The organism is Planobispora longispora (genome assembly GCF_016863135.1).
Lineage (GTDB): Bacteria > Actinomycetota > Actinomycetes > Streptosporangiales > Streptosporangiaceae > Planobispora > Planobispora longispora.
Genome location: NZ_BOOH01000029.1, coordinates 37,637 through 60,282 on the forward strand (window position 1 = coordinate 37,637; position 22,646 = coordinate 60,282).

The 22,646-nt window shown below is 72.0% G+C and carries 24 protein-coding genes; 14 read left to right on the plus strand and 10 right to left on the minus strand.

From position 1 onward, the window contains the following. From Plo01_RS18915 to Plo01_RS18930, 4 genes are all read right to left on the minus strand, one after another. Entirely contained in the window at positions 1-2,301 is a 2,301-nt protein-coding gene (locus tag Plo01_RS18915) for a hypothetical protein (RefSeq protein WP_203891955.1), read from the minus strand. 109 nt (positions 2,302-2,410) lie between these two features. Continuing rightward, entirely contained in the window at positions 2,411-3,163 is a 753-nt protein-coding gene (locus Plo01_RS18920) for a class I SAM-dependent methyltransferase (protein WP_203891956.1), read from the minus strand. A gap of 123 nt (positions 3,164-3,286) precedes the next feature. After that, positions 3,287-4,372 carry an ABC transporter substrate-binding protein gene (locus Plo01_RS18925; protein ID WP_203891957.1) on the minus strand — a complete coding sequence of 362 codons (1,086 nt, stop codon included), beginning with the start codon at positions 4,370-4,372 and terminating at the stop codon, positions 3,287-3,289. 64 nt (positions 4,373-4,436) lie between these two features. After that, complete coding sequence (locus Plo01_RS18930) at positions 4,437-4,610, minus strand: putative acetyltransferase (protein ID WP_239316625.1); 174 nt, start codon at positions 4,608-4,610, stop codon at positions 4,437-4,439. Positions 4,611-4,770: 160 nt separating this feature from the next. On the opposite strand from Plo01_RS18930, the gene fdxA reads away from it, so the two are divergent. The 3 genes from fdxA to Plo01_RS18945 all read left to right on the plus strand — a co-directional run bounded on the left by fdxA (position 4,771) and on the right by Plo01_RS18945 (position 7,036). Then, positions 4,771-5,097: a ferredoxin gene (gene fdxA / locus Plo01_RS18935; RefSeq protein WP_101788270.1), complete on the plus strand. Its 327-nt coding sequence runs from the start codon at positions 4,771-4,773 to the stop codon at positions 5,095-5,097. Between the two features lie 167 nt (positions 5,098-5,264). Beyond that, complete coding sequence (gene dapC, locus Plo01_RS18940) at positions 5,265-6,344, plus strand: succinyldiaminopimelate transaminase (RefSeq protein ID WP_203891959.1); 1,080 nt, start codon at positions 5,265-5,267, stop codon at positions 6,342-6,344. An 11-nt stretch (positions 6,345-6,355) separates the two neighbouring features. After that, entirely contained in the window at positions 6,356-7,036 is a 681-nt protein-coding gene (locus tag Plo01_RS18945) for a DUF4178 domain-containing protein (RefSeq protein ID WP_203891960.1), read from the plus strand. A 30-nt stretch (positions 7,037-7,066) separates the two neighbouring features. Here the strand turns inward: Plo01_RS18945 and Plo01_RS18950 are convergent, their stop codons facing one another. Further along, positions 7,067-7,864, minus strand: coding sequence for a hypothetical protein (locus Plo01_RS18950; RefSeq protein WP_239316627.1), 798 nt, complete (start codon positions 7,862-7,864; stop codon positions 7,067-7,069). Positions 7,865-8,072: 208 nt separating this feature from the next. Here Plo01_RS18950 and dapE point away from each other — a divergent pair, with 208 nt between their 5' ends. From dapE to Plo01_RS18965, 3 genes are all read left to right on the plus strand, one after another. Next, the gene (gene dapE / locus Plo01_RS18955; RefSeq protein ID WP_203891962.1) at positions 8,073-9,134 is read left to right on the plus strand and encodes a succinyl-diaminopimelate desuccinylase; all 1,062 of its coding nucleotides are present in this window, start codon (positions 8,073-8,075) and stop codon (positions 9,132-9,134) included. 208 nt (positions 9,135-9,342) lie between these two features. Next, a complete protein-coding gene (locus tag Plo01_RS18960) occupies positions 9,343-10,137 on the plus strand; it encodes an LOG family protein (RefSeq protein WP_203891963.1) in 795 nt (264 codons plus the stop codon). 9 nt (positions 10,138-10,146) lie between these two features. Further along, positions 10,147-10,734: an LOG family protein gene (locus tag Plo01_RS18965; RefSeq protein ID WP_203891964.1), complete on the plus strand. Its 588-nt coding sequence runs from the start codon at positions 10,147-10,149 to the stop codon at positions 10,732-10,734. 226 nt (positions 10,735-10,960) lie between these two features. Here the strand turns inward: Plo01_RS18965 and Plo01_RS18970 are convergent, their stop codons facing one another. Beyond that, on the minus strand, positions 10,961-11,368 hold the full coding sequence (locus tag Plo01_RS18970; protein ID WP_203891965.1) for a hypothetical protein: 408 nt from the start codon (positions 11,366-11,368) through the stop codon (positions 10,961-10,963). A gap of 102 nt (positions 11,369-11,470) precedes the next feature. Between Plo01_RS18970 and Plo01_RS18975 the strand changes: the two genes are divergently transcribed. Both Plo01_RS18975 and Plo01_RS18980 read left to right on the plus strand, forming a co-directional pair. Then, positions 11,471-12,076 carry a hypothetical protein gene (locus tag Plo01_RS18975; protein WP_203891966.1) on the plus strand — a complete coding sequence of 202 codons (606 nt, stop codon included), beginning with the start codon at positions 11,471-11,473 and terminating at the stop codon, positions 12,074-12,076. Beyond that, complete coding sequence (locus Plo01_RS18980) at positions 12,073-12,621, plus strand: DNA-3-methyladenine glycosylase I (RefSeq protein ID WP_203891967.1); 549 nt, start codon at positions 12,073-12,075, stop codon at positions 12,619-12,621. Before Plo01_RS18975 ends, Plo01_RS18980 begins: the two co-directional genes overlap by 4 nt. Positions 12,622-12,804: 183 nt before the next feature. Here Plo01_RS18980 and Plo01_RS18985 read toward each other — a convergent pair whose 3' ends face one another. Both Plo01_RS18985 and Plo01_RS18990 read right to left on the minus strand, forming a co-directional pair. Then, complete coding sequence (locus tag Plo01_RS18985) at positions 12,805-13,587, minus strand: enoyl-CoA hydratase-related protein (protein WP_203891968.1); 783 nt, start codon at positions 13,585-13,587, stop codon at positions 12,805-12,807. Positions 13,588-13,774: 187 nt separating this feature from the next. Then, on the minus strand, positions 13,775-14,557 hold the full coding sequence (locus Plo01_RS18990; RefSeq protein WP_203891969.1) for a PaaX family transcriptional regulator: 783 nt from the start codon (positions 14,555-14,557) through the stop codon (positions 13,775-13,777). 191 nt (positions 14,558-14,748) lie between these two features. Here Plo01_RS18990 and Plo01_RS18995 point away from each other — a divergent pair, with 191 nt between their 5' ends. Continuing rightward, entirely contained in the window at positions 14,749-14,916 is a 168-nt protein-coding gene (locus Plo01_RS18995) for a DUF3117 domain-containing protein (RefSeq protein ID WP_068901342.1), read from the plus strand. Positions 14,917-15,037: 121 nt separating this feature from the next. Further along, positions 15,038-16,495, plus strand: a complete 1,458-nt coding sequence (locus Plo01_RS19000) for a leucyl aminopeptidase family protein (RefSeq protein WP_239316629.1) — start codon at positions 15,038-15,040, stop codon at positions 16,493-16,495. 27 nt (positions 16,496-16,522) lie between these two features. Here the strand turns inward: Plo01_RS19000 and Plo01_RS19005 are convergent, their stop codons facing one another. Then, entirely contained in the window at positions 16,523-17,173 is a 651-nt protein-coding gene (locus Plo01_RS19005; protein ID WP_203891971.1) for an O-methyltransferase, read from the minus strand. Between the two features lie 171 nt (positions 17,174-17,344). Here Plo01_RS19005 and sigE point away from each other — a divergent pair, with 171 nt between their 5' ends. From sigE to Plo01_RS19025, 4 genes are all read left to right on the plus strand, one after another. Further along, positions 17,345-17,977, plus strand: a complete 633-nt coding sequence (sigE, locus tag Plo01_RS19010) for an RNA polymerase sigma factor SigE (protein WP_239316631.1) — start codon at positions 17,345-17,347, stop codon at positions 17,975-17,977. A gap of 76 nt (positions 17,978-18,053) precedes the next feature. Beyond that, positions 18,054-18,605: an anti-sigma factor family protein gene (locus Plo01_RS19015; protein ID WP_203891973.1), complete on the plus strand. Its 552-nt coding sequence runs from the start codon at positions 18,054-18,056 to the stop codon at positions 18,603-18,605. Positions 18,606-18,997: 392 nt separating this feature from the next. Then, entirely contained in the window at positions 18,998-20,581 is a 1,584-nt protein-coding gene (locus tag Plo01_RS19020) for a S1C family serine protease (protein WP_203891974.1), read from the plus strand. Between the two features lie 165 nt (positions 20,582-20,746). Continuing rightward, positions 20,747-21,118, plus strand: a complete 372-nt coding sequence (locus Plo01_RS19025) for a sec-independent translocase (protein WP_203891975.1) — start codon at positions 20,747-20,749, stop codon at positions 21,116-21,118. Positions 21,119-21,307: 189 nt separating this feature from the next. Here Plo01_RS19025 and Plo01_RS19030 read toward each other — a convergent pair whose 3' ends face one another. Continuing rightward, the gene (locus Plo01_RS19030) at positions 21,308-22,450 is read right to left on the minus strand and encodes an Mrp/NBP35 family ATP-binding protein (protein WP_203891976.1); all 1,143 of its coding nucleotides are present in this window, start codon (positions 22,448-22,450) and stop codon (positions 21,308-21,310) included. Positions 22,451-22,646 lie beyond the last annotated feature (196 nt).

Below are 22,646 nucleotides of genomic sequence, written 5' to 3' on the forward strand. Positions count from 1 at the left end.
CTACGCCAGCAGGGAGTGCAGGTCGCGGTCCCCACGTTCGCGCAGACGGGTGAGGAGGTCGGGCAGGCTCACCGGCCCGGCCATCCCGACCCGGGTGGCGATCACCCGCGCGGCGTGCTCGGCGTTCTCGTACGGAGCGGTGTAGCCCACCAGGCGCAGCGCCCGCATGACCGGCTCCACCCCCGGCCCGGCCGCGGGCAGGTGCCTGGCGCGCAGGACCCCTCCCTCGGACAACGTCAGGAACAGGTGGCTCCCCTCCTTGGCGCCGGCGTCCCGCAGGAGCGGTCCGAGCGACTCCAGGACCGGCCGGTCCTGCCAGTTCAGGGTCAGCTCGCCCGCCGCGCTGCTGACCGTGCGGCTGTCGCCGGGGCCTATGCCCAGATATGCCGCGAACCCACCGGGCAGCGGGCACTCGGACCCCTCGATGTGCTCGGCGGTCACGTCGATCCTCAGCCACCACCGGCCGTCGGGCTGCCGGAAGCAGCGCCGGGTGAGCGCCACGTCCTTGAGCGGGCGGAGCGGCGACTTGAACGGATCCGCTCCTGCTCCCGCGTCGCCGGCCGGGTTCTCCGGCACGAACGGCCGGGCCGGCGCCGCCTCCGGCGGGACGGGAGGAGCGTCGTCGGCGTCCTGGCCGTTCTCCGGCGGAGCGGGAGGCACGCCGTTGGCGCCCCGGCCGTTCTCCGGCGGGACGGGGGGAGCGCCGTTGGGACCCCGGCCGTTCTCCGGCGGGGCGGAGGGGACGCCGTTGAACCACGGGCCGGTCTCGGGCGAGGCGGGGCGCGCACCGGCGGCGGGCTGGGCCGCCGGGCCGTTCGCGCCGAGGATGCGGAGCTGCGGGACGTTCTCCAGCCACTCCTTGGCGACATCGGGGTGGATGCCGAGGGAGGAGACCAGTTCGAGGGCCCTGCTCACGGTCGTGGGGCGCTCGGCCCCGCTGATCAGGTCGCGGGTACGGTGCCGCAGCTCGACGATGTCGCCGTCCACCAGCCAGCCGTCGACCAGGTAGTGGTCGGACAGGGTCCCCAGCACGAACTGCCAGGCGGGGATGTTGAGGGAGGAGAGCTCCCGCGTGTGCCAGTCGGCCGCCTCGATCAGCCGCTTCTTGGGGGCGGCCTTGCCGAGGTCCGTCCGGAGCCGGGCCAGGTGCTCCCGGTACGGCGCCGCCTCGGCGGAGGCGAGCCAGTCGTCCAGCCGCCCGCGCAGCCCGGTCTCGGCGTCCCCGACGACCTCGGGCTGGACCGCGAAGAGCTTGGCCAGCGCCTCCACGGCCGCCGGCTCTTCGCCGAACACCCGATTCTGCGCGACGGCCCAGCTCAGGTCGTCCAGGTCGGCGAAGACCGCGTCGATCAGGGCGTGGAGGTCCTGCGGCTCCCGCCGTGCCTCCGCGCCGGCCTCGTCGTCTGCGGCCTCGGCTCCGTCGTCTGCGGCCTCCGCGCCGGCTCCGTCGTCTGCGGCCTTAGCGTCCGCCGCCTCGGCGTCCGTGGCTTCTGCTTCGGCGGCCTGGACATCTTCGACATCTTCGGCGTCTGCGTCTTCGACATCTTCGACATCTTCGACGTCTGAGGCGTCTGCGGTTTCGGCGGCCTCGGCGTCTGCGGCCTCGGCAGTCTCCGGCCCGGCCGGGATGTCCTCGACCCGCAGTCCGGCCGTGGCGCTCTCCGCCCCGGCCGCGACCGGGGCGTCGTCCGACTCGTCCGCCGGCGAACTCTCATCCGCCGGCGAACTCTCGTCCACCGAGCTCTCATCCGCTGCGGCGACCGGCTGCGCCTCCTGCTCGGACTCCGCCTCCCGTCCGGCTTCCGCTCGCTCCGCGGATTCGGCGGCGGGGAGGGAGGTCCCGGCCCCGGCGGGCACTCCGCTCGCACCGGGGGCGACGGCGGACGCGGGGGCCATGCGGGTGAAGACGGCCGTGAAGAGGGTGTCGAGCAGCAGCCGCGCGTTGATGAAGGGCTGGTCGCGGAGGTCGTGGCCGGTGAGCGCGAGGAGCGCGGGCCAGGACCCTCCGACCCGGTCCAGGGCGATGGCGGTGCAGGGCTCGTCGAGCTCCGCGGCCTCGTCGGGGTCGAGGACGTGCAGGGCGGGCAGGACGTCGCCCACGGCCGCGGCGGGCCAGCGCGTCAGGGCGATCTCCGCGACGATCGCGGCCAGCCGCTCGGGCCCGAGCACGGCGAGCACGCGGGAGAGCGGCAGAGCGCGCCACCAGGCGTCCGGCAGGCCGGGCTGGTCGCGCAGGACCGGAATCGTCGCCGCGTCGCTCCAGCGTAGCGGTGGCACGAGGTCACTCAGACAGAAGTTCATCCGTTCCTTCACCAGCCCCTCAAGCCGCCCAATCCACTCCTCATCGCTGGAGAGCGAGATTCATAGAACAGACCATAGTCTGGCAAATCACCCCAGCGCACGGATCTGGTCAGCGACGTACCGCGGCGAAGCGTAGCCGGACGTAGTCGGCCATCCAGCCGGTCTCCCGCCGCAGAGCGGGTGCTGCCAGCTCATTCACCCGGCGCAGCAGCGGTTCGACGACGTCCGCGGGCACCCCGTGGAGCAGCGATCCGGCGAACATCCGTACCCAGTCCGCCGCCCCGTTGGGGCATTCGTCAAGTGGCGTGGGGCGGTCGAAGTATTCCAGAATGCGGACGGCGAACCCGCCCTTCTCCAGCCGGGAGGCGTACTCGGCCGGGCTCGGGAAGTACCACGGCAGATCGGGGTCGGGCAGCCGGTACTCCCGCCACGCGGTGGACACCGCGGCCGTCAGCGCGGCGCAGTTGCCCGCGCCGCCCATCTCGGCCACGAACCGGCCGCCCGGGGCCAGGGCCTCGCGGACGCTGGCGATCACCGCGTCCGGGTGGCGGCTCATCCAGTGCAGGGCCGCGTTGGAGAAGACCGCGTCGTACGGCTGCGCGAGCACGAAATCGTGTCCGTCGCCGACGATGAAGTCCAGGCCGGGATACTGCGCCAGGGCTTTCTCGATCATCGCCTGGGAGCCGTCGATCCCGAGCACGTGGGCGCCCCTGGAGGCGATCTCGGCGGTCAGGACGCCGGTGCCGCAGCCGAGGTCCACGATGCGCTCGCCGGGCTGCGGGTCGAGGAGGTCGACCAGGGGGGCTCCGTGGGCGGAGACGTATCCGAAGCCGGTGTCATGAGTGCGAGCGGTCCACCTCATCAAGCTCGGTGTGTCGTATCGCAAGACGATCAGCTCACATTCTGAGACAGTGCGGCTCCGTGCCAGTGCTCTCCCATCACTTTAGAGCCTTTAGCATGTCCCGACATATCAGTCTCACAGGCATCACTGATGTCCGACCGCCCCGGCCCACTCGCGCCGCAGGTAAGCCTTGGCGGCGTCGGATTGCGGGACGGTCAGGACCATCGGCTCGCCGTGCGCCGCGGGGAGCCGCCCGGCCAGCTCGGAGTCCAGCGTGCCGCGCATCCGCATGGCCTCCAGCCGGACCGGCCGGGCGAAGCCCTTCAGGAAGAGGTTCTGGCCCCGGTCGGACAGGAGGAACTCCTGCCAGAGCCGGGCCGCGGCCGGGTGCGGCGCGTCCTTGCTGACGGCCTGCACGTAGTAGGTCCCGAGGGCGGCGCCGCGCGGGATGACGACCTTCCAGCCCGGCCCGTCGCCGGGGCTCTCGGCGGCCCTCGCGGCGTTGCGGAAGTCCCAGTCGAGGACGGCGGTGGGCGGCTGCCCCGGCGCGGCGAGGTTCCCGGCCTCCTTCAGCCGCGCGAAGAACTCCACGCCCCGCCCGGCCTCGGCCCGGCCGCCCTCGATCGAGGCGGCCATCACGCCGCCGAAGGCGGCCGCGTTCCGCCGCGGGTCGCCCGGCAGCCAGACGCTGTAGCCGGGCTTGAGCAGGTCGGCGTAGGAGGCCGGGGCCGCGACCCGGCGTGAGTCGTAGCCGATGGACATGTACCCGCCGTAGGCGGCGTACCAGCGCCCCCCGGTGTCCTTGAGGTCGTCGGGGATGTCCTGCCAGCCGTGCACCCGGTACGGCGCGAAGGCGTCGGCGTTGGCCACCGCCACCTCCAGGCTCAGGTCGAAGACGTCGGGCTTGAGCTGCGCGGCGGCCTCGATCTGGCGCGCGCTGCTCGCTCCCGGTTCGAGTTCGGTGACCTTGATCCCGTACTCGTCGGAGAAGGCGTCGATGATCTCGCCGTAGTTCACCCAGTCGCGCGCCAGCGCGATCACCGTGAGCGAGCCCTCCCGCCGGGCCGCCTCGACGAGGCCGTCCATGCTCGTGAAGCCCTCCCGCACGGAGGCGGCCTGGAGCTTCACCGGGGCGGCCGGCGCGCTCCGGGGCGCCGGGGTCTCGGCGGCCCCGCACCCGGCGAGCACGGCGGACAGGATCACGGCGGCGGCGATGCTGCGTACAGTCACGTGCGGGATACTCACGGGGACGGGCGGAGCGGTCGAGGAGGCGCGAGCTTTCTTGGTGAACGGCTTACGCCCGCTCTGCGACCACCTTGGCCGCGGCGAGCGACTCCTCGGGGATCTCGACGAGGGCGCCGTCGCGCTTGCGCACCCCCAGCACGCCGTCCCGCCAGAACTCCAGCTCGCCGACGGCGTCGCGGAAACCCTCGGGGACCCGTCTCCGGGTTGTGACCCTTTTCCCCACGTCAGCAGGGGTTATGGTGATACTCAGCCGAGCTCCGAAGGCGGGAGGCACCGCAGAGGACCCCCTCCCGTTTCAGAGAAGTGGCGGGCACGGCAATACTAGGGCGTAGCAACCCGCGGTCGAAGTCGTGCCTAGGTGCGTAAAGAAGAAGGAGCCCGAGGTGACCTACGTCATCGCGCAGCCTTGCGTGGACGTCCTGGACAAGGCGTGCATCGAGGAGTGCCCCGTCGATTGCATCTACGAGGGCGAGCGTATGCTCTACATCCACCCCGACGAGTGCGTGGACTGCGGCGCGTGCGAACCCGTCTGCCCCGTTGAGGCGATCTTCTATGAGGACGACCTTCCCGAGCAGTGGAAGGACTTCTACAAGGCCAACGTCGACTTCTTCGAGGACCTGGGCTCGCCCGGCGGCGCCTCCAAGGTCGGCAAGATCGAGAAGGACCACCCGGTCGTCGCGGCCCTGCCTCCGCAGGGCGAGGGCCACTAGAGCCCGCCCGGCGGATCCCCGCCCCGTGGAAGACGCGGCGGGGATCCGCCGGACAGGTTCAACGCCGACGTGAGCCGGGCGGCGCGTGCCGTGCCGTCCTGCCGCGAGGGTTTCACCGACGACCTTCCCCGCTCTCCCCGGGCGGGGCGTGCCTGGCTGGGAGAACTGTGATCGGGCTGCCGGATTTCCCGTGGGATCGGCTCACGCCGTACAAGGAGATGGCTCAGGCGCACGGCGGCGGCATCGTCGACCTGTCGGTGGGCACCCCCGTCGACCCGGTGCCCGATGTCGTACGGCGGGCGCTGACCGACGCCTCCGACAGCCCCGGCTACCCGCTGACCTACGGCACCGAGCGGCTGCGCGCCGCCGCGGCCGGATGGCTCCGGCGCCGGCACGGGGTCGTCCTCGACCAGGCGGACGTGCTGCCGCTGATCGGCTCCAAGGAGTTCGTGGCCTGGCTCCCCACGCTGCTGGGCGTCGGCTCCGGCCAGCGGGTGATCTTCCCCGAGCTGGCCTACCCCACCTATGACGTGGGCGCGCGGCTGGCCGGCGCGGAGCCGTACGCCACCGACGGGCTGCTCGCGCTCGGTCCCGAGCGGGTGCCGCTGGTCTGGGTGAACTCCCCGTCCAACCCCACCGGCCGGGTCCTGCCCGCCGAGCACCTGCGCAAGGTCGTCTCCTGGGCGCGCGAGCGCGGCGCGATCGTGGCCTCCGACGAGTGCTACATCGAGCTGGGCTGGGAGGAGCAGCCGATCTCGATCCTGCACCCGGACGTGTGCGGCGGCTCGCACGAGGGGCTGCTCGCGGTGCACTCGCTCTCCAAGCGCTCCAACCTGGCGGGCTACCGCGCGGGCTTCGTCGCCGGGGACTCCGCGCTGATCCGCCGGCTGCTGGAGGTCCGCAAGCACGCGGGCATGATCGTCCCGGCCCCGGTCCAGGCGGCGATGGCCGCGGCGCTGGACGACGACGCGCACGCCGACGAGCAGCGGGCCCGCTACGCCGCGCGCCGGGAGGCGCTCCGCCCGGCGCTGGAGGCGGCCGGCTGGCGGATCGAGCACTCCGCCGCGGGCCTGTACCTGTGGGCGTCCAACGGCGAGGGCTGCTGGGACCAGGTGCGCACCCTGGCAGAGAAGGGCATCCTCGTCGCGCCGGGCGACTTCTACGGCGAGGCCGGGAGCCGGCACGTCCGCATCGCCGTCACGGCCAGTGACGAACGCGTCGATGCGGCGGTGCGCCGCCTCCAGTAGGATCCCGCTGCATGACCCCTGCGGTCGCCGTGATACTCGGACTGAGCGCGATCACCGCGATCCTGCTGCTTGGCGCGTTCTACGCGACCACGCGCCAGGACCGCAAGACGCCCGTGGCCGAGTCTCCCGGCGAGATCCCCCCACCCGCCGAGGCCGTGCGGCGCTCGCCGCCACCTCCCCCGCCCGACACGGGCCATGTCGGGATCGACTATCCCGACCCGCGCACGATCAAGGTCGGCGACACCATCGACTGCCAGGGGGCGCGTAGCCGCGTCCTCGGCGCGCTGTACCTGTCGTGCCAGGGCGTCCAGTGGACCGAGTACCTGCTCGACGACGGCAGCCGCCGCCACCGCTGGCTCTCGGTCGAGACGCGAGCCGGTCTCACCCCGGACGACGCCCCCCACCTCGAAGTCCTGCTGTGGACGCCGGTCCCCACCCAGGGCATGATCCCGGCCAAAACGATGATCATCGTGGAGGGGGTGGAGTTCTTCCCGGGAGAGCGGGGCACCGCGGCCTTCCGCTCCGAGGGCTTCACCGGGATGCCGGAGCGCGGTCTGCTCGACTTCGCCGACTACCGCGCCACCGACGGCCGCCTGCTCTCCTTCGAGCGGGTCCAGGGTGAGCCCTGGGCCTCCGCCTACGCCCAGCCGCTGCCCCCGGGATCGATCGTGATCGAGAAGAAGGCGGGCTGAGCGGGCGGGCCGAGCCGTCCGCCGGGCCGGTCAGGAGAGCTGGACCCGCTCCCGGGAGGCTTCGGCGTCGGCCTGCCAGCCGCCCTCCTCGCCCGCTGTCACGTTCCAGGCGTGGCCGTCGTAGCGGACCCGGCGCAGGCCGTACTTCTGGGCGTGGGCGAGCGACCAGGTGGCGATCAGCCAGCCGCGCTTGCGGGAGGAGACGTCCAGGGTGGTCCCGGAACCGAGATTGCGGGCCAGCTCCCGCCTGGCCTCGTCCGGCGCGGGGGCGGGCGCGGGCGTCTTCTCGTCGCCCTCGGGCGAGAACCAGCAGTGCACCGCGCGGGGCACCCGGCCGGTGAACGCCGCGGCCAGGATCTTCGCGTTGTCCTCGTGCTGGGCGTACAGCGAGCCGTCGGCCGAGCGCTGCACCTCCTGGGCCGCCTCGTGCAGCGGGATCTTCCGGTAGTTCTTCACCTTGACCAGTGCGGAGAAGAACTTGCCGGTGGCGTAGACCGGGTCGAGCAGCTGCTCCGGCGTGCCCCAGCCCTGCGAGGGACGCTGCTGGAACACCCCGAGCGAGTCGCGGTCGCCGTACGAGATGTTCTCCAGCTTCGACTCCTGGATGCCCGTGGCGTAGGCGATCACGACGGCCCGCTCGGGCAGCTTCCGGCGGTGGGCCACCCCGGCGATCACCGCGGCTATCTGGGCCTGTTCGATCTCCAGGTCCAGGCTCCCGTCCGGGGTGGTGATCCTGCAGCCCTCGGTCGCCTCGGTGAACGTGGTGAACCGGTTGATCAGCACGAAGACGCCCGCGGTGATGGCCACCGCGAGCACGGTCACGATCACGACGATTGTGATGACATCTCTGGAGAACCGCCGTTGCACGGTGAAGAACCTACATGCCCCCCGGCGATCGCGTGGCCCCCGAAGGCGGCGGAGCTCGCGGAGGCCGGGGAGGCCGGGAGGGCGGGAGGTCGGGAAGCCGGACCGGCGGGGATCGGGGAGGCCGCGGCCCGGGGATCGCACGCCCACCGGCGGCGATAGGGTCGCTGGCATGAGTACGCGGCTGGATCTCACTCAGGACGTCGGGGCGCTCACCGCGCGCATCGTGGACATCGAGTCGGTGAGCGGCGCCGAGAAGGCGCTCGCGGACGCGGTGGAGGATGCGCTGCGGGCCCTGCCGCACCTGAACGTGGACCGCGACGGCGACTCGGTCGTGGCCCGCACCGGCCTCGGCAGGAGCGAGCGGGTGGTGATCGCCGGGCACCTCGACACCGTCCCGGTCGCGGACAACCTGCCCAGCCGGGTCGAGGGCGACCTGCTGTACGGCTGCGGCACCTCGGACATGAAGAGCGGCGTCGCGGTCGCGCTGAAGCTGGCCGCCGCGCTGGAGGCGCCGAGCCGGGACGTGACCTACGTCTTCTACGACTGCGAGGAGATCGAAGCCGAGCGCAACGGGCTGCTCCGGCTCAGCCGGAACCGTCCCGAGTGGCTCGCCGGAGACTTCGCCGTGCTCATGGAGCCCACCGACGGGACGATCGAGGGCGGCTGCCAGGGCACGCTCCGGGCGGAGATCGTCACCCGGGGCCGGAGGGCGCACAGCGCCCGGTCCTGGCTCGGGGTCAACGCGATCCACGCCGCCCGGCCGGTGCTGGAGATCCTGGAGGGCTACGAGGCGCGGATGCCGGTGGTCGACGGGCTGGAGTACCACGAGGGCCTGAACGCGGTGGGCGTCGCGGGCGGGGTCGCGGGCAACGTGATCCCCGACGAGTGCGTGGTGACGGTCAACTACCGTTTCGCCCCCGACCTGTCCCTGGAGGCGGCGCGGGACCACGTGAGCGAGGTGTTCGACGGCTTCGAGGTCCGTTTCACGGACGGGGCCCCCGCCGCGCGGCCCGGCCTGACCCACCCGGTGGCGGCCGCGTTCGTGACGGCCGTGGGCGGCGTGCCGAGGGCCAAACTCGGCTGGACCGACGTCTCCCTCTTCTCCGGCCTCGGCATCCCGGCCGTCAACTACGGCCCCGGCGACCCGAACCTGGCTCACCAGCGCGGCGAGTTCGTCTCCCTGGAGAAGATCGCCGAGTGCGAGCGCCGCATGCTCACCTGGCTGGGTTGATCGCGACGCTGCGTTGATGGCGACGCTGCACGTCGCCATGGACAGGACAAAAGAAAGTGGCTTTCCTCGCCGGCCATTTGGCGGGGAAAGCCACTTTCAGTCCCGAGCAGCACCCTCGGCAGTTAGACGCAGCCTCCTCGAAATCCGGTTCCGTGTTTTCAGAGGGAATTTTCAAGATTTTTTCCAAGCGGGCGCTAGCGTGATCGGCATGAAGAGAACGCGTCCGGAACGCCGCCAGGGATCCGCCGTGGTCCGCGGCGACTTCGTCCCCGATTCGACCTATGACCAGCGACTTCTCGACCGGCGGGGGCCCGCCGACTGGCTGCACATGGACCCGTGGCGGGTGATGCGCATCCAGGCCGAGTTCGTGGAGGGCTTCGGCCAGCTGGCCGAGCTGCCCCAGGCGGTGACGGTCTTCGGCTCGGCCCGGACTCCGGAGGAGTCGCCCGAGTACCAGCTCGGTGTGGATCTGGGCCGGAAGCTCTCCGAGGCGGGATACGCCGTGATCACCGGTGGGGGACCCGGCTGCATGGAGGCGGCCAACCGGGGGGCCGCGGAGGCGGGGGGCATCTCGGTCGGGCTCGGCATCGAGCTCCCCTTCGAGCAGCACATGAACGAGTACGTGGACCTCGGCATCGAGTTCCGCTACTTCTTCGTCCGCAAGACCATGTTCGTGAAGTACTCCTGCGGGTTCGTCACGTTGCCCGGCGGCTTCGGCACGCTGGACGAGCTGTTCGAGGCGCTGACGCTGGTCCAGACGCGGAAGGTCACCTCCTTCCCGGTGGTCCTGATGGGCACGGAGTTCTGGGGCGGGATGATCGACTGGATCAGGTCCTCCCTCGCGGCCACCAAGAAGATCTCCGCGGAGGACCTGGATCTCATCCACGTCACCGACGACCCGGACGAGGCCGTGCGGATCATCGTCGAGGCGGACCGGGGAAGGTCCGGCCAGCGCGAGGAGGAAGAGGAATCGGTCCAGCGGACGGTCGCCGACGCCCAATAGGGTTGATCTGTGTTCATCTGTGTATTTCTGGCATCGAGTCAGAGGATCGACGATAAATACCTGGCGCTGGCCGAGGACGTGGGCGCCGAACTCGCCCGGCGCGGGCACACTCTGGTCAGCGGAGGGGCCAGGGTGTCGTGCATGGGCGCGGTGGCCCGTGCCGCCCGCGCGGGCGGCGCCCGTACGGTGGGGGTGATCCCGCAGGCCCTGGTGGACATCGAGGTCGCCGACGAGGACGCGGACGAGCTGATCGTCACCGCCGACATGCGCGAGCGCAAGGGCGTCATGGACGCCCGCTCCGAGGCCTTCCTGGTGCTGCCCGGCGGCATCGGCACGCTGGAGGAGCTGTTCGAGATCTGGACCACCCGGACGCTGGGCCTCCACGACAAGCCACTGGTCATCCTGGATCCCTGGGGCCTCTACGCCCCGCTGCGGGAACTGGTCGAGAACATGCATGACGCGGGATTCACCCGCCCGGACGTCTTCGACGCGATCTCCTGGACCGCCACGGTGGAGGAGGCGTTCGAGCACCTCGAGAAGAGGACCAGGCACCTGAGCCCGAGCCCGGAGGAGGTGGGCGAGGCCACGGCGGGGTGACCCGCCCGCTCCCGCGGGTGGGATGTCCCTCCTGCCGGCCGGTGGCGGGTCCCCTCTGAGGCGAGGCGGCCCGTTTGTCCTCGCCCGGTGGGGCGGGTGGGGATACCCCCTCCTCGCCCCTCACGGCTTTTCGACGGCGCCGGTACGGCGAGGCGCGGCACGGGCCTTCCGGCGCCGCCGTACGGCGAGCGCCCGGCGAACGTCGATGAACGCCGTACGGCTACGGCTAGGCGAGCCCCCGGCGGGCGAGAGCGGGGGGACGGCGGCCGGCCAGGGACTCGGTCATCTCGATCGCGAGCCGTACCTGGTCGGGACGGCCGGTGCGGAAGACACGGGCGCCCAGCCACGCGCACACCGAGGCCGCAGCCAGTTCCGCGGCCTCTTCCGCGGCCTCTTCCGCGGCCTCTTCCGCGAGCTCCGCACGCTTTGAGGGCTCAGTGAGTTCCGCAGGCTCTGAGCGTTCCGGGCGCTCTACGCCCTCCGCGCCCTCCGCGCTCGCCCAGGCCAGTTTCGCGGGGGTGACGAGGACGGTGTGACCCGCCCGGGCGAGTCGCTCGATCTCGGTGACCGAACGGGCCTCCACCCAGTCGGGATCACCGTCGTCATCCGGTCCGATCACCATGAGAGCCGCCATGGCGCGATCCTAAGGCAGGAGAGTTGTGGCACGATTCGTAGTGTGCTGGTCGTACTCGCCCTTGCCGCTATCGCCATTCTCGCCGGTGTGGTGGCGGTTGCCATGGGGAGGGGCGGAGAGCTGACCGAGTTCGCGCCCGATGTCCCCCCTCTGTCCCTGCCCGACGCCGCGCAGCTCAGCGCCGTGGATTTCATGGCCCTGCAGCTTCCCGTGAGCCTGGTCGGCTATCACACGCAGAGCGTGGACGAGACGCTGCAGCGGGTCGCGAACGCGCTGAGCGAGCGTGACACCAGGATCGCGGTCCTGGAGCAGCGGGTGGCCGAGCTGCTCGCCGGGCGGCTCCAGGCGCGTCAGGAGGCCCTCGCCGGCCCGGCGTACGGCCCGGTCACCCGGCACCAGCCGGTGATCCCGGCGGGGGAGCCCGCCGAGCTGCCCGACGGCGGCCTCATCGGGACCGGGGAGGCGTCGACCGGAACGGGCCCCTCGGCGGAGGACCGAGCCGCCGGAGAGGCCGCCGGGCAGGCCGCGGAACGGGCTGACGAGCGGGTCCTGGCCGATGAGCGGGCGCCGGCTGACGAGCGGGTGCCGGCCGACGAGCCGACCCCCGCCACCGGGTACGCCCCGGCGGCGGAGCGGGCCGGCGAGGCCGACGACGTGGACGAGAAGATTCGGGTGACCGGGCGGGAGGACGTGAAGGAGGCCCGGTGACCGGGATCACGCGGTGCGGGTGGGTGACCTCCGCGCCCGAGTACATCGCCTACCACGACGAAGAGTGGGGCCGCCGGGTCGAGGGCGACGACCGGGTGTTCGAGCGGCTCACCCTGGAGGCGTTCCAGTCGGGCCTGTCGTGGATCACGATCCTGCGCAAGCGGGAGAACTTCCGCGCCGCCTTCGCCGGGTTCTCCATCCCGGCCGTGGCGGCGTTCGGCCAGGCCGACGTCGACCGGCTGCTCGCCGACCCGGGCATCGTCCGCAACCGGGCCAAGGTCGAGGCGGCGATCGCCAACGCCCGGGTCGCCCTCGACGTCGGCCTGTCCGACCTCGTCTGGCGCCACGCCGACCCCGGCTCCCCGGCGCCGCGCACCGACGCCGACGTGCCCGCCCAGACGCCCGGCTCCCGGGCCCTGGCCAAGGAACTGAAGCGCCACGGCTTCCGCTTCGTCGGGCCCACCACCGCCTACGCGCTGATGCAGGCCATCGGCCTGGTCAACGACCATGTGTCCGGCTGCTGGGTCCGGGACGGCGTCTCCTAGCCGTCCCGTGGACGGACGTCCCACGGCTCCACCGGCGGTGAGAACGATCACGGGGCGAGCCGTCCCGTGGACGGACGTCACGGAGACCGGGTCATGCCCGGCGCCGGGCCCGCTCCCCGGCGATGACCGCCCTCGCCTCCTCGGGGGTGAGCCGCTCGGGCGCGGGCCGGCCGGCGCCGGTGCCTAACGTCCCTGGAAGACCGGACGCTCCTTGCCGAGGAACGCGCGGGTGGCGTTCAGGTGGTCGCCCGTCTTGGCGCAGGCGTCCTGGAGGTCGGCCTCCAGTTCCAGCGCGTCCTCCAGCGTACTGCCGGCCGCGTATGCCACAGCCTGCTTGGTCGCGGCGTAAGCGCTGGTCGGGCCCTGTGCCAGTCGTACGGCCAGCGCCCGGGCCTCGGCGGCGAGCTCCTCGGCCGGGACGACCTTGGACACGATTCCGAGCTCCAGCGCGCGGGCCGCGCCGATCGGCTCGTTCAGCAGGAGCAGTTCGGTGGCGCGAGCCGGGCCGACCAGGCGCTGCAGAGTCCAGGACGCGCCGGAGTCCGGGGCCAGCCCGATCCCGGTGAAGGCCATCGTGAACTTGGCCTTGTCGGAGGCGATCCGCAGGTCGCAGGCGAAGGCCAGGGAGGCGCCCGCGCCGGCCGCGACGCCGTTCACCGCGGCGACGACCGGCTTGCCCATCTCCCTGATCGTCCGGATGATCGGGTTGTAGTGGGCGCGCACGGTGTCGTTCAGGCCCCGGCCCGCCTCCAGGTTGGCGGCGTGCTCGTTGAGGTCCTGGCCCGCGCAGAACGCGCGCCCCGACCCCGTCAGCAGCACGGCGCGCACGGCATAGGCGTTCGCGGCGCCGGTCAGCGCCTCGAGCAGGTCGGTCTTGGCCCGTACGGTCAGGGAGTTCATCGCCTCGGGGCGGTCCAGCGTGATGGTGGCGACGGCTTCGTCGACGGAGTAGAGGACGTCGTTCAACGGAAGACCCCTTTCACGGTTCGGCACGGCCAGGGTTTCACGGCTCGCACGATCACGGTTCGCGCGGTCATGGTTCGCGCGGTCATGGTTCGCGCGGTCATGGTTCGCGCGGTCATGGTTCGCATGGTCATGGTTCGCACGATCACGCTTCGCGCGGTCACGGTTCGCGCGGTCACGGTTCGCGCGGTCACGGTTCGGCCAGGTGGCGGTCGACGAACGCGGCGGCCGCCGGGAGCAGGCGCGCGGCCTCCTGCTCGAAGTAGGCCCTGGCCTTCTCGCCGGGCCAGCCCGGGGGCAGCAGGTCGGAGGGGAGCCCGGGATCGCGGAACAGGAAGTTGCGCCAGCCGTGCACCAGCCTGCTGCGGGTGGCGAACACCCGGTCGTCGTCGGCGCCGTCCGGCAGCGTGCCGACCAGCTCCGTCGCGCTGGCCAGCCACTCCTCGTAGGCGGCCCCGATCGCCTCCAGATCCCAGGTCCGGGCGACCAGGGCCCGGGGATCGCCGTCGAGCACCGCGTCGAACCGCTCGGCGCGAACTCCCTCGCCCGCGATCAGCGCGTCGAGCTCGGGGGAGGGGCGGGGGCCGACCCAGGTCGTCTCCGCCAGCGGCGCGTATCCCAGGAAGGACAGGTCGGCCCTGAGCCTCTCGCGCCGGGGCCGCTCGCGGACCGGCTCGACCACGATCAGATGCCACCGGCCCGACCAGGCGGGCGTCCCGGCTCGGTAAATTCTCAGCGCGGTCTCGTCGAGACGGCGCACGCACTTCGGGGTGACCTCGTAGCCCGGCCCCCGGGACAGGCGGACCGGGGTGAGCCACCCCTGGCGGACCATCCGCGAGACGGCTGTGCGCACGGCGGGGGCCGCGATCTCCAGCGGTGCGAGCAGCCGGACGAGAGAGGCGACGGACGCGCGGCCGCCCCGGGACCGCAGATGGTCCCCATACAGATCAAAAAGTGCGGCGCGGGCGTTCACGGAGACAAGTTTGGTCTCCGGAAGGGTCCCGTACAACGGTGCCGGGTGCCAGATGGTGTCAAAGGGGAAGCTGATCGTTCCCATTCTGAGCGTGGAGGCGGGATAATAGGACATCACAGAAGACGTGAATGCGTCGGCCACCCTCGGGTCAGTGGGAGATCCGAAAGCCCGAAGCAGGAAGGGATACACGCATGGCGGCGATGAAGCCGAGGACAGGCGATGGTCCGCTGGAGGTCGTCAAGGAAGGCAGGGGAATCGTCATGCGGGTCCCGCTGGAGGGCGGCGGGCGGCTTGTCGTCGAGCTCTCGGCGGACGAAGCCGGTGCCCTCGGCGAGGAGTTGAAGAAGGTCGTCGGCTGAGGCCGACCTGATCCCGGCGGTGCGCCGACCGACGACACGGCCCTGGCAGACCGGCCCCCCTCCGTGGTGGCCCATGCCAGGGCCGCGGCGTTCGTGCCGGTTTGAGAACTGGAGCTATCACGTGCCCATACAGACCTCGATCACCGCGGCCACCCGGGTGCCGGCCGACGCCGAGCTGCTCGCGGTTCCTTTCGGAGCGGACCTCGACCCCCGGGTCGAGCTGCCGCTGCCCGCGGCCGCTCTCCTCGACCACTACCAGGCCAAGGGCGAGGCGGGTGAGATCGTCGAGGTGCCCGTCGCGCGCGGCGACGCCGTCGGCCGGGTCCTGCTGTACGGCGTCGGCGACGGCTCGGCCACCGCGCTGCGCAAGGCCGGCGCGGCGGTGGCCCGCCGGGCCAAGGGCCGTGACGCGCTCAGCGTGCTGCTGCCCGAGGGACCCGCCGGGGCGGCGCTGGTGGAGGGCGCTCTGCTGGCCGCCTACACCTTCCGGATCGGCGCGAACGGCTCCGGGCCGGTGTCCGCGATCGAGTTCGCGGGCGACGGCGCCGAGGCCGCGGTGGACAGGGGACGGGTGATCGCCGGGGCGGTCGCGCTCGCCAGGGACCTGGCCAACATGCCCTCCTCGGTGAAGACTCCCCAGTGGCTCGCCGAGCAGGCCCTGGAGCAGCTGGTGGAGGAGGGCCCGCGCGGCCGGATGAGCGCGCGGATCTGGGACGAGGACGCGCTGCGCTCCGAGGGCTTCGGCGGCATCCTGGCCGTCGGCCAGGGGTCGGTGAGCCCGCCGCGGCTGATCCAGCTCTCCTACGAGCCGGAGGACGCCATCGGGCGCCGTGCCGGCGGCGCCCCGCTCAAGCACGTCGTCCTGGTCGGCAAGGGCATCACCTACGACACCGGCGGCCTGTCGATCAAGCCCACCGAGGGCATGAAGTTCATGAAGACCGACATGGCGGGCGGCGCGGTCGTCATCGCGGTCCTGGGCGCCCTGGCCGCCCTCGGCGCCCCGGTCCGGGTCACCGGCCTGGTCGCCGCGGCCGAGAACGCCTTCTCCGGCACGGCCCAGCGCCCCGGTGACGTCATCACGCAGTACGGCGGGCGCACCGTCGAGGTGCTCAACACCGACGCCGAGGGCCGCCTGGTGATGGCCGACGCGCTGGCCTACGCCGACGCCGAGCTGGACCCCGACGTCGTCGTGGACATCGCGACGCTGACCGGGGCGATCAGCATCGCCCTCGGCAAGGGCCTGGGCGCCCTGTTCGCCTCGGACGACGGCCTGGCCGCCGAGCTGACCGAGGCGGGGGAGGGCAGCGGCGAGCGGCTCTGGCGGATGCCGATGCCCGAGGACTACGTCCCGGCGCTGGAGTCCTCGGTCGCCGACCTGGCCAACATCGAGGCGGGATCCACCTACGGCGCGGGCTCGATCACCGCCGCGCTGTTCCTGCGCGAGTTCACCGGCGGACGGCCGTGGGCCCACCTGGACATCGCGGGGGTCGGCCGCAGCACCGCCGACGAGGGCGTCCTCACCAAGGGGGCCACCGGCTTCGGGGTGCGCCTGCTGCTGGAGTGGCTGTCCGGGAGCTAGCCGTGCGGGACGCTCCCCGGCGGGGCCCTAGCCGGGGAGCTTGATGGCGGCCAGGACGCCGTCGCCGAGGGGGAGCATGAGCGGGCGGAGCCGCTCGTCGCCACGGACCAGCTTGCCCAGCTCCCGCACCGCGACGGTGTCCGGGTCGCGCTGGGTCGGGTCGGCGACCCGGTGGTGCCACAGGGCGTTGTCGAAGGCGACGATGCCGCCCGGGCGGAGCAGCCGGACGGCCTCGGCGAGATAGTCGCCGTACTCCCGCTTGGCGGCGTCGCAGAAGACCAGGTCGTAGCCGCCGTCGGACAGGCGCGGCAGCACGTCGAGGGCGCGGCCGGCGATCAACCGGACCCGGCCGCCGGAGAACCCGGCCTGGGCGAAGCTCTGCCGGGCCAGGCGCTGGTGCTCGGGCTCGACGTCGACGCTGGTGAGCGTGCCGTCCTGGCGCATGCCGCGCAGCAGCCACAGGCCGGAGACGCCGCAGCCGGTGCCGACCTCCACGACGGCGCGGGCGTTGATGGCCGTGGCCAGGAAACAGAGGGCGGCGCCGCCGCTGGCCGAGATCGGCGGCGCCCCGACCTCGGCGCCCCGCTGCCGTGCTGTACGGAGGATCTCGTCCTCGGGATGGAAATCCTCGGCATAGGCCAGAGTGGCCTCCAACGGACTGGTCGGCGTCTCTGCCATCGGCCTCTCCTCCCGCTTTCTCCGCACACAGTCACATGGACACTGGGTGGCAGCCTAAGGGAGTCGGGGCCGATCGGGAACTCATGTCACGGCCAGTGCGTTGCACGGTTTAAGCGGCCTTTGCCGGTCGTGCATATGACGAGTACGCATGAAGGGACAAAACCAGGCACTATGGCGATAGCGGTGGTCCCGGAGAGAGGAGTTCTGGTGGACGGACCCGACCACCAGGTAGACGCTCCCGTGCCTGACTGGACGCCTCCCACCTGGGAGGAGGTGGTCCGCACCCACTCGGCCCGCGTCTATCGGCTGGCCTATCGGCTGACCGGTAACGTGCACGACGCCGAGGACCTCACCCAGGAGGTCTTCGTCCGTGTCTTCAGGTCCCTGTCGAACTACACGCCCGGCACCTTCGAGGGCTGGTTGCACCGCATCACCACGAACCTGTTCCTCGACATGGCGCGGCGCAGGCAGCGCATCCGGTTCGAGGGGCTCGCCGACGACGCGGCCGAGCGGCTGCGGGGTCGCGAGCCGTCCCCCGCGCAGGTCTACGACGACAGTCACCTGGAGCCCGACATCCAGGCGGCGCTCGACGCGCTCGCGCCCGAGTTCCGCGCCGCCGTCGTCCTGTGTGACATCGAGGGACTGTCGTACGAGGAGATCGCCGCCACACTCGGCGTGAAGCTCGGCACCGTCCGCAGCCGCATCCATCGCGGCCGGGCCCAGTTGCGCGACGCGCTGGAGCACCGCGCGCCCCGCGGCGACCACTTCCCCCCAACGATCACGCGCGGGGAGGAATTCGCATGAGAGAGCAGCGAGGGCCCGAAGTGAGCACGACCGTCAGAGGCGAATGTCACGACGAGCCGCTTGGCAAGGAGCTGGCATGAGTCATCTTGGAGAGCGTGTTTCGGCGCTCGTCGACGGAGAGCTGAATCATCACGAGCGCGACCGTGCCCTGGCGCACCTGACCTTCTGCTCGGACTGCCGGGCCGAGGTCGACACCATGCGCGCGCTCAAGAGCCGCCTGCGGTCCCTGGACGGGCCGTCGATCCCGGCGGACCTGACCGTGTCCCTGCTGCGGATGGCCGAGCCCGGCGGCCCGCTGCCGCCGCGTGAGCGGCCCTTTCCGGCTCCCCGGGGCTCGCGGACCTTCGGCGGGGCGCCGATCCCGGGCATCCACAGCATCGCCCCGCCGGACAACCGGCCCCGCGGCCGAGCCTCCTCCGGTCCCCGCCGATCCCGCCGGGCGGGTTACGTCGCGGTGGGCTTCGCCTCGGCGGCGGTCGCCCTGGGCACGCTGTTCGTCGTGAGCGGTCCCGAGTCGGGCCCGCGCGTCCCGCCCTCGGACATGTTCATCGACCACTCCAAGAACGTCGTGCCCAGCGGTACGGCGACGCCGACCCCCTCGCCCGCGCCGCTCGCGCCCAGCCCGTGAGGGGCGCCCCCGTCTCGTGACACCGCTGCCCGTCGTGGCGGTCCCGGCGTGCTCGTCCCGCCGGGGCCGTGACGGCGGGCAGTCGCGTGAGACGGCCGCGGACAGCCGCATGAGGCGGCGCGTCGCGATATTTTTATGGGGTGTTCAGATTTTTTGCCGGTTGTGTCGGCATATGTCTTGTTCGGGGGGTCCGATGACTGACCTCCCGAGGATGGCATGCGCCATGGCGCGGCGGGCATACGATCTGGGTCCGGGGCGGAGGCCGTCCGCCGTCCCGGAGCGAACTCTCCGGTGAAGGCGCGCTTTATGTCTCTCGTATGCCGCTCCAGGGAAGATTGCTTGGCTGCTGCCGATGAGCGGCCTCATGCGAGGCGAGGAGTAGTGAGTATTCGATGACCGACGACCCCCGCACCCACGAGGGAGACCCCGCCGAAGGGCGCGTGCCGTCGGATCTGACCGGCGTGACAACTCCTGCCCCGGAGCCCGCCCGGCCGGACTTCCTGCCGGCCGAGAACGTGCCCGGTCACGGCGCCGAGCGGCCCCGCGACGACGGCTGGAGCCAGCTGGGCGGGCCGCCGGAGCGGCTCAGGAGCGCGGGTGAGAGCCCGGAGGGCTGGAGCCGGGCCGAGGAGATCGGCTGGGGCGACCCCTCCGGCCGCTCGCGCAACGACACCGCGATCGTGGCGGCGCCGTACGGCAGCCGTCCGAACGGCGACACGGCGGTCTTCACGGCCCCGCCGCCCCCGCCCTCCCAGGCGTCCGGCATGGGGCCCGGCTGGGCCCCACCGCCCGGCCCGCCCTTCCGGGGCGGCGCGACCGTCACCGGTCTCTCCGGGGGCTCCGCGGCCCCCGTCCGGCGCGGCCTGGGAACCGGCGCGTTCGCGGCCCTCGCGGTGATCATCGCGCTGCTCTCCTCGACGCTCGGCAGCGTCGGCACGTACCTGCTCACCCGCGAGGGCGGCACGTCCAGCAGCTCCTACAGCCTGCCCTCGGCCCCCAGCGGCACCAGCGCCCGGCCGCCGGACTCGGTGGCGGGCGTGGCGGCCAAGGTCCTGCCCAGCGTGGTCTCGCTGGCCGTCGAGGGCGGGGGCAGCTCCGGCACCGGCTCCGGCTTCCTGATCAAGGGCGGTTACGTGGTGACGAACAACCACGTGGTCGCCTCCGCCGCGGACGGCGGCCAGATCCAGATCCAGTTCAACAACCGCAAGATCACCTCGGCCCGGATCATCGGCCGCGACCCCGAGTCCGACCTGGCCGTGGTCAAGCCCGAGGAGACCTTCGGCATGCCGGAGATCACCCTCGGGAACTCCGACAACGTCGTGGTGGGCGACCCGGTCATCGCCATCGGCTCCCCCCTCGGCCTGACCGGCACGGTCACCACCGGCATCGTCAGCTCCCTCAACCGCCCGGTCCAGGCGGGTGAGGAGAGCAGCAACGAGGCCACCTGGTTCAGCGCCATCCAGACCGATGCCGCGATCAACCCGGGCAACTCCGGCGGCCCGCTGGTCAACACCAACGGCGAGGTCATCGGCGTCAACTCGGCGATCGCCACCCTCGGCCGCCAGATGGGCGAGCAGGGCGGCAGCATCGGTCTCGGCTTCGCCATCCCGGTCAACCACGCGCGCCGGGTCGCCCAGGAGCTGGTGACCACCGGCAAGGCGAGCCGGTCGCGCATCGGCGTGCTCATCGACTCGGCCCACCAGGGCACCGGAGTGAAGATCGCGAGCGAGGCTCGGCAGGGCGTCCCGCCGGTCACGCCGGGCGGCGCGGCCGACAAGGCGGGCCTCAAGCCCGGCGACGTCATCCTCGAGGTCAACGGCCTCGCGCTGCAGGGCGGCGACGAGCTCATCGCCCTCGTCCGGGGCAGGGCCCCCGGCGACAGGCTGGAGGTCAAGTTCCAGCGCGGCGGCCAGGAGAAGACGACGACCATGGTGGTGCAGGCGGACGTCAGCACGCCCACCCCGTCGCCTTCCTGATCGCCGGCCACGGCGGACGCCCCGGGTCCGGGGCGTCCGCGCCGGAACCTTCCTGATCAGAGCGACCTATGGGTGCATGCTTGCGGTTGAGGGCATTAGTCTGGAAGCACTCCGGGACACGCGTCCGGAGAGCGGACCATGGCGTTGAGCCCGTAGGAGATCACAGTGTTCGGACTCGGCTGGCCTGAGATCGCGGCGCTGGTGGTCATCGCCCTGCTCGTCTTCGGGCCGGAGAAACTGCCGCAGGCCGCCGCCCAGGCGGGCAGGACGCTTCGCAACCTGCGGCAGATGGCCAACAACGCGAAGGAAGACCTGAGGAGCGGGCTGGGGCCGGAGTTCTCCGACTTCGACCCGGCGGACCTCAACCCGAAGAACTTCGTCCGCAAGCACCTCACCGCCGACATCGAGGACGACTGGAACGGCGCCTCGGCCACCGCCGCGGTGGCCGCCCCCGCCTACGCCACGTCCTACGCGGCCGAGGCGGCCAGCGAGCTCGGCTACGGCGAGATCCCGCCGTACGACTCCGAGGCCACCTGACCGGACCGCCGGCGAGCCCCGGCCGCCCGGACCCTCGCGGTTCCGCGGACGGACCCACGACGCGGACGGGCCCGCGACGCCGAACAGACCCATGACGCCGAACAGGAGGCGCGACGCGGAGGGGCCCACGACGACGAACAGGAGGCGCCCCGCGAGGGGACGCCTCCTGTTGTGTTCTCTCTCCGCGTTCTAGCGGCCGCGCGTGGGGGAGATGCCGAGCTGGAGCCCCTTGAGGCTGCTCGACTTCTTGCCCAGGCCGGCGGCGATGCGGCGCAGCTCGGCCGCCGCGGGGGCGTCGGGGTCGGTGAGCACGAGCGGCTTGCCCTCGTCGCCGCCCTCGCGCAGCCGCATGTCGATCGGGACCTGGCCGAGCAGCGGCACCCGGGCGCCGAGCGTGCGGGTGAGCGCGTCCGCCACCGTCTGGCCGCCGCCCTCGCCGAAGACGGAGATCTTCTCGTCGCAGTGCGGGCAGGGCAGCCAGGCCATGTTCTCGATGACGCCGGCGATCTGCTGGTGGGTCTGCGCGGCGATGGAGCCGGCGCGCTCGGCGACCTCGGCGGCGGCCTGCTGCGGGGTGGTCACCACCAGGATCTCCGCGGACGGCATGCGCTGGGCCACCGAGATCGCGATGTCGCCGGTGCCCGGGGGCAGGTCCATCAGCAGGACGTCCAGGTCACCCCAGTAGACGTCGGCGAGGAACTGGTGCAGCGCCCGGTCCAGCATGGGGCCGCGCCACACCACCGGGGTGTTGCCCTCGGGCTTGAACATGCCGACCGAGATCACCTTGATGTCGTGCGCCACCGGCGGCATGATCATGTCTTCGACCTTGGTGGGCCGCTCGGAGACGCCCAGCATGCGGGGGACGCTGTGGCCGTAGATGTCGGCGTCCACGACGCCGACCTTCAGGCCGCTGGAGGCCATGGCCGCGGCCAGGTTCACCGTGACGGAGGACTTGCCGACGCCGCCCTTGCCGGAGGCCACCGCGAAGACGCGGGTCAGCGAGCCGGGCTTGGCGAACGGGATCTCCTTCTCGGGTCCGCGGTCGCCGCGCAGCTTGGTCTGGAGCGTCTTGCGCTGCTCGGTGCTCATGACGTCCATCTCCACCTGGACGCCGGTCACCCCGTCGATCTTGGAGACCGCGCTGGTGACGTCACGGGTGATGGTGTCCCTCATGGGGCAGCCCGCCACCGTGAGGAAGATGCCGACGCGCACGACCCCTTCGGGGGAGATGTCCACGCTTTTGACCATGTCGAGCTCGGTGATCGGCCGACGGATCTCAGGGTCGTTGACGGTCGCGAGGGCGGCCGTTACCAGTTCCGGGGTAGGTGCCATCGAAGTGTCGGCATCAGACCGCCACCTCGGGGGCGACGGGGGCTGCCGTCCCTCCTTGTCTTGTGTCGTCCAGGCGTTCCAGCAGTGAGTCCATGGTACGAACCCAGCAGGGATGCAGGGAATTCCGGTACCGGCGTGCGATGGACCGATTCGGACAATTCGCTATGTAGATGCGCATGCAACGTTCTAAGGTTAC

Bases quoted from the DNA above. Each gene is read 5' to 3' on its own strand.
- Plo01_RS18915 (WP_203891955.1), bottom strand. From the start codon at position 2,301: ATGAACTTCTGTCTGAGTGACCTCGTGCCACCGCTACGCTGGAGCGAC.
- Plo01_RS18920 (WP_203891956.1), bottom strand. From the start codon at position 3,163: ATGAGGTGGACCGCTCGCACTCATGACACCGGCTTCGGATACGTCTCC.
- Plo01_RS18945 (WP_203891960.1), top strand. From the start codon at position 6,356: ATGACCCCTGCGGTCGCCGTGATACTCGGACTGAGCGCGATCACCGCG.
- dapE (WP_203891962.1), top strand. From the start codon at position 8,073: ATGAGTACGCGGCTGGATCTCACTCAGGACGTCGGGGCGCTCACCGCG.
- Plo01_RS18960 (WP_203891963.1), top strand. From the start codon at position 9,343: ATGAAGAGAACGCGTCCGGAACGCCGCCAGGGATCCGCCGTGGTCCGC.
- Plo01_RS18970 (WP_203891965.1), bottom strand. From the start codon at position 11,368: ATGGCGGCTCTCATGGTGATCGGACCGGATGACGACGGTGATCCCGAC.
- Plo01_RS18975 (WP_203891966.1), top strand. From the start codon at position 11,471: ATGGGGAGGGGCGGAGAGCTGACCGAGTTCGCGCCCGATGTCCCCCCT.
- Plo01_RS18995 (WP_068901342.1), top strand. From the start codon at position 14,749: ATGGCGGCGATGAAGCCGAGGACAGGCGATGGTCCGCTGGAGGTCGTC.
- Plo01_RS19005 (WP_203891971.1), bottom strand. From the start codon at position 17,173: ATGGCAGAGACGCCGACCAGTCCGTTGGAGGCCACTCTGGCCTATGCC.
- sigE (WP_239316631.1), top strand. From the start codon at position 17,345: ATGGCGATAGCGGTGGTCCCGGAGAGAGGAGTTCTGGTGGACGGACCC.
- Plo01_RS19015 (WP_203891973.1), top strand. From the start codon at position 18,054: ATGAGTCATCTTGGAGAGCGTGTTTCGGCGCTCGTCGACGGAGAGCTG.
- Plo01_RS19020 (WP_203891974.1), top strand. From the start codon at position 18,998: ATGACCGACGACCCCCGCACCCACGAGGGAGACCCCGCCGAAGGGCGC.
- Plo01_RS19030 (WP_203891976.1), bottom strand. From the start codon at position 22,450: ATGGCACCTACCCCGGAACTGGTAACGGCCGCCCTCGCGACCGTCAAC.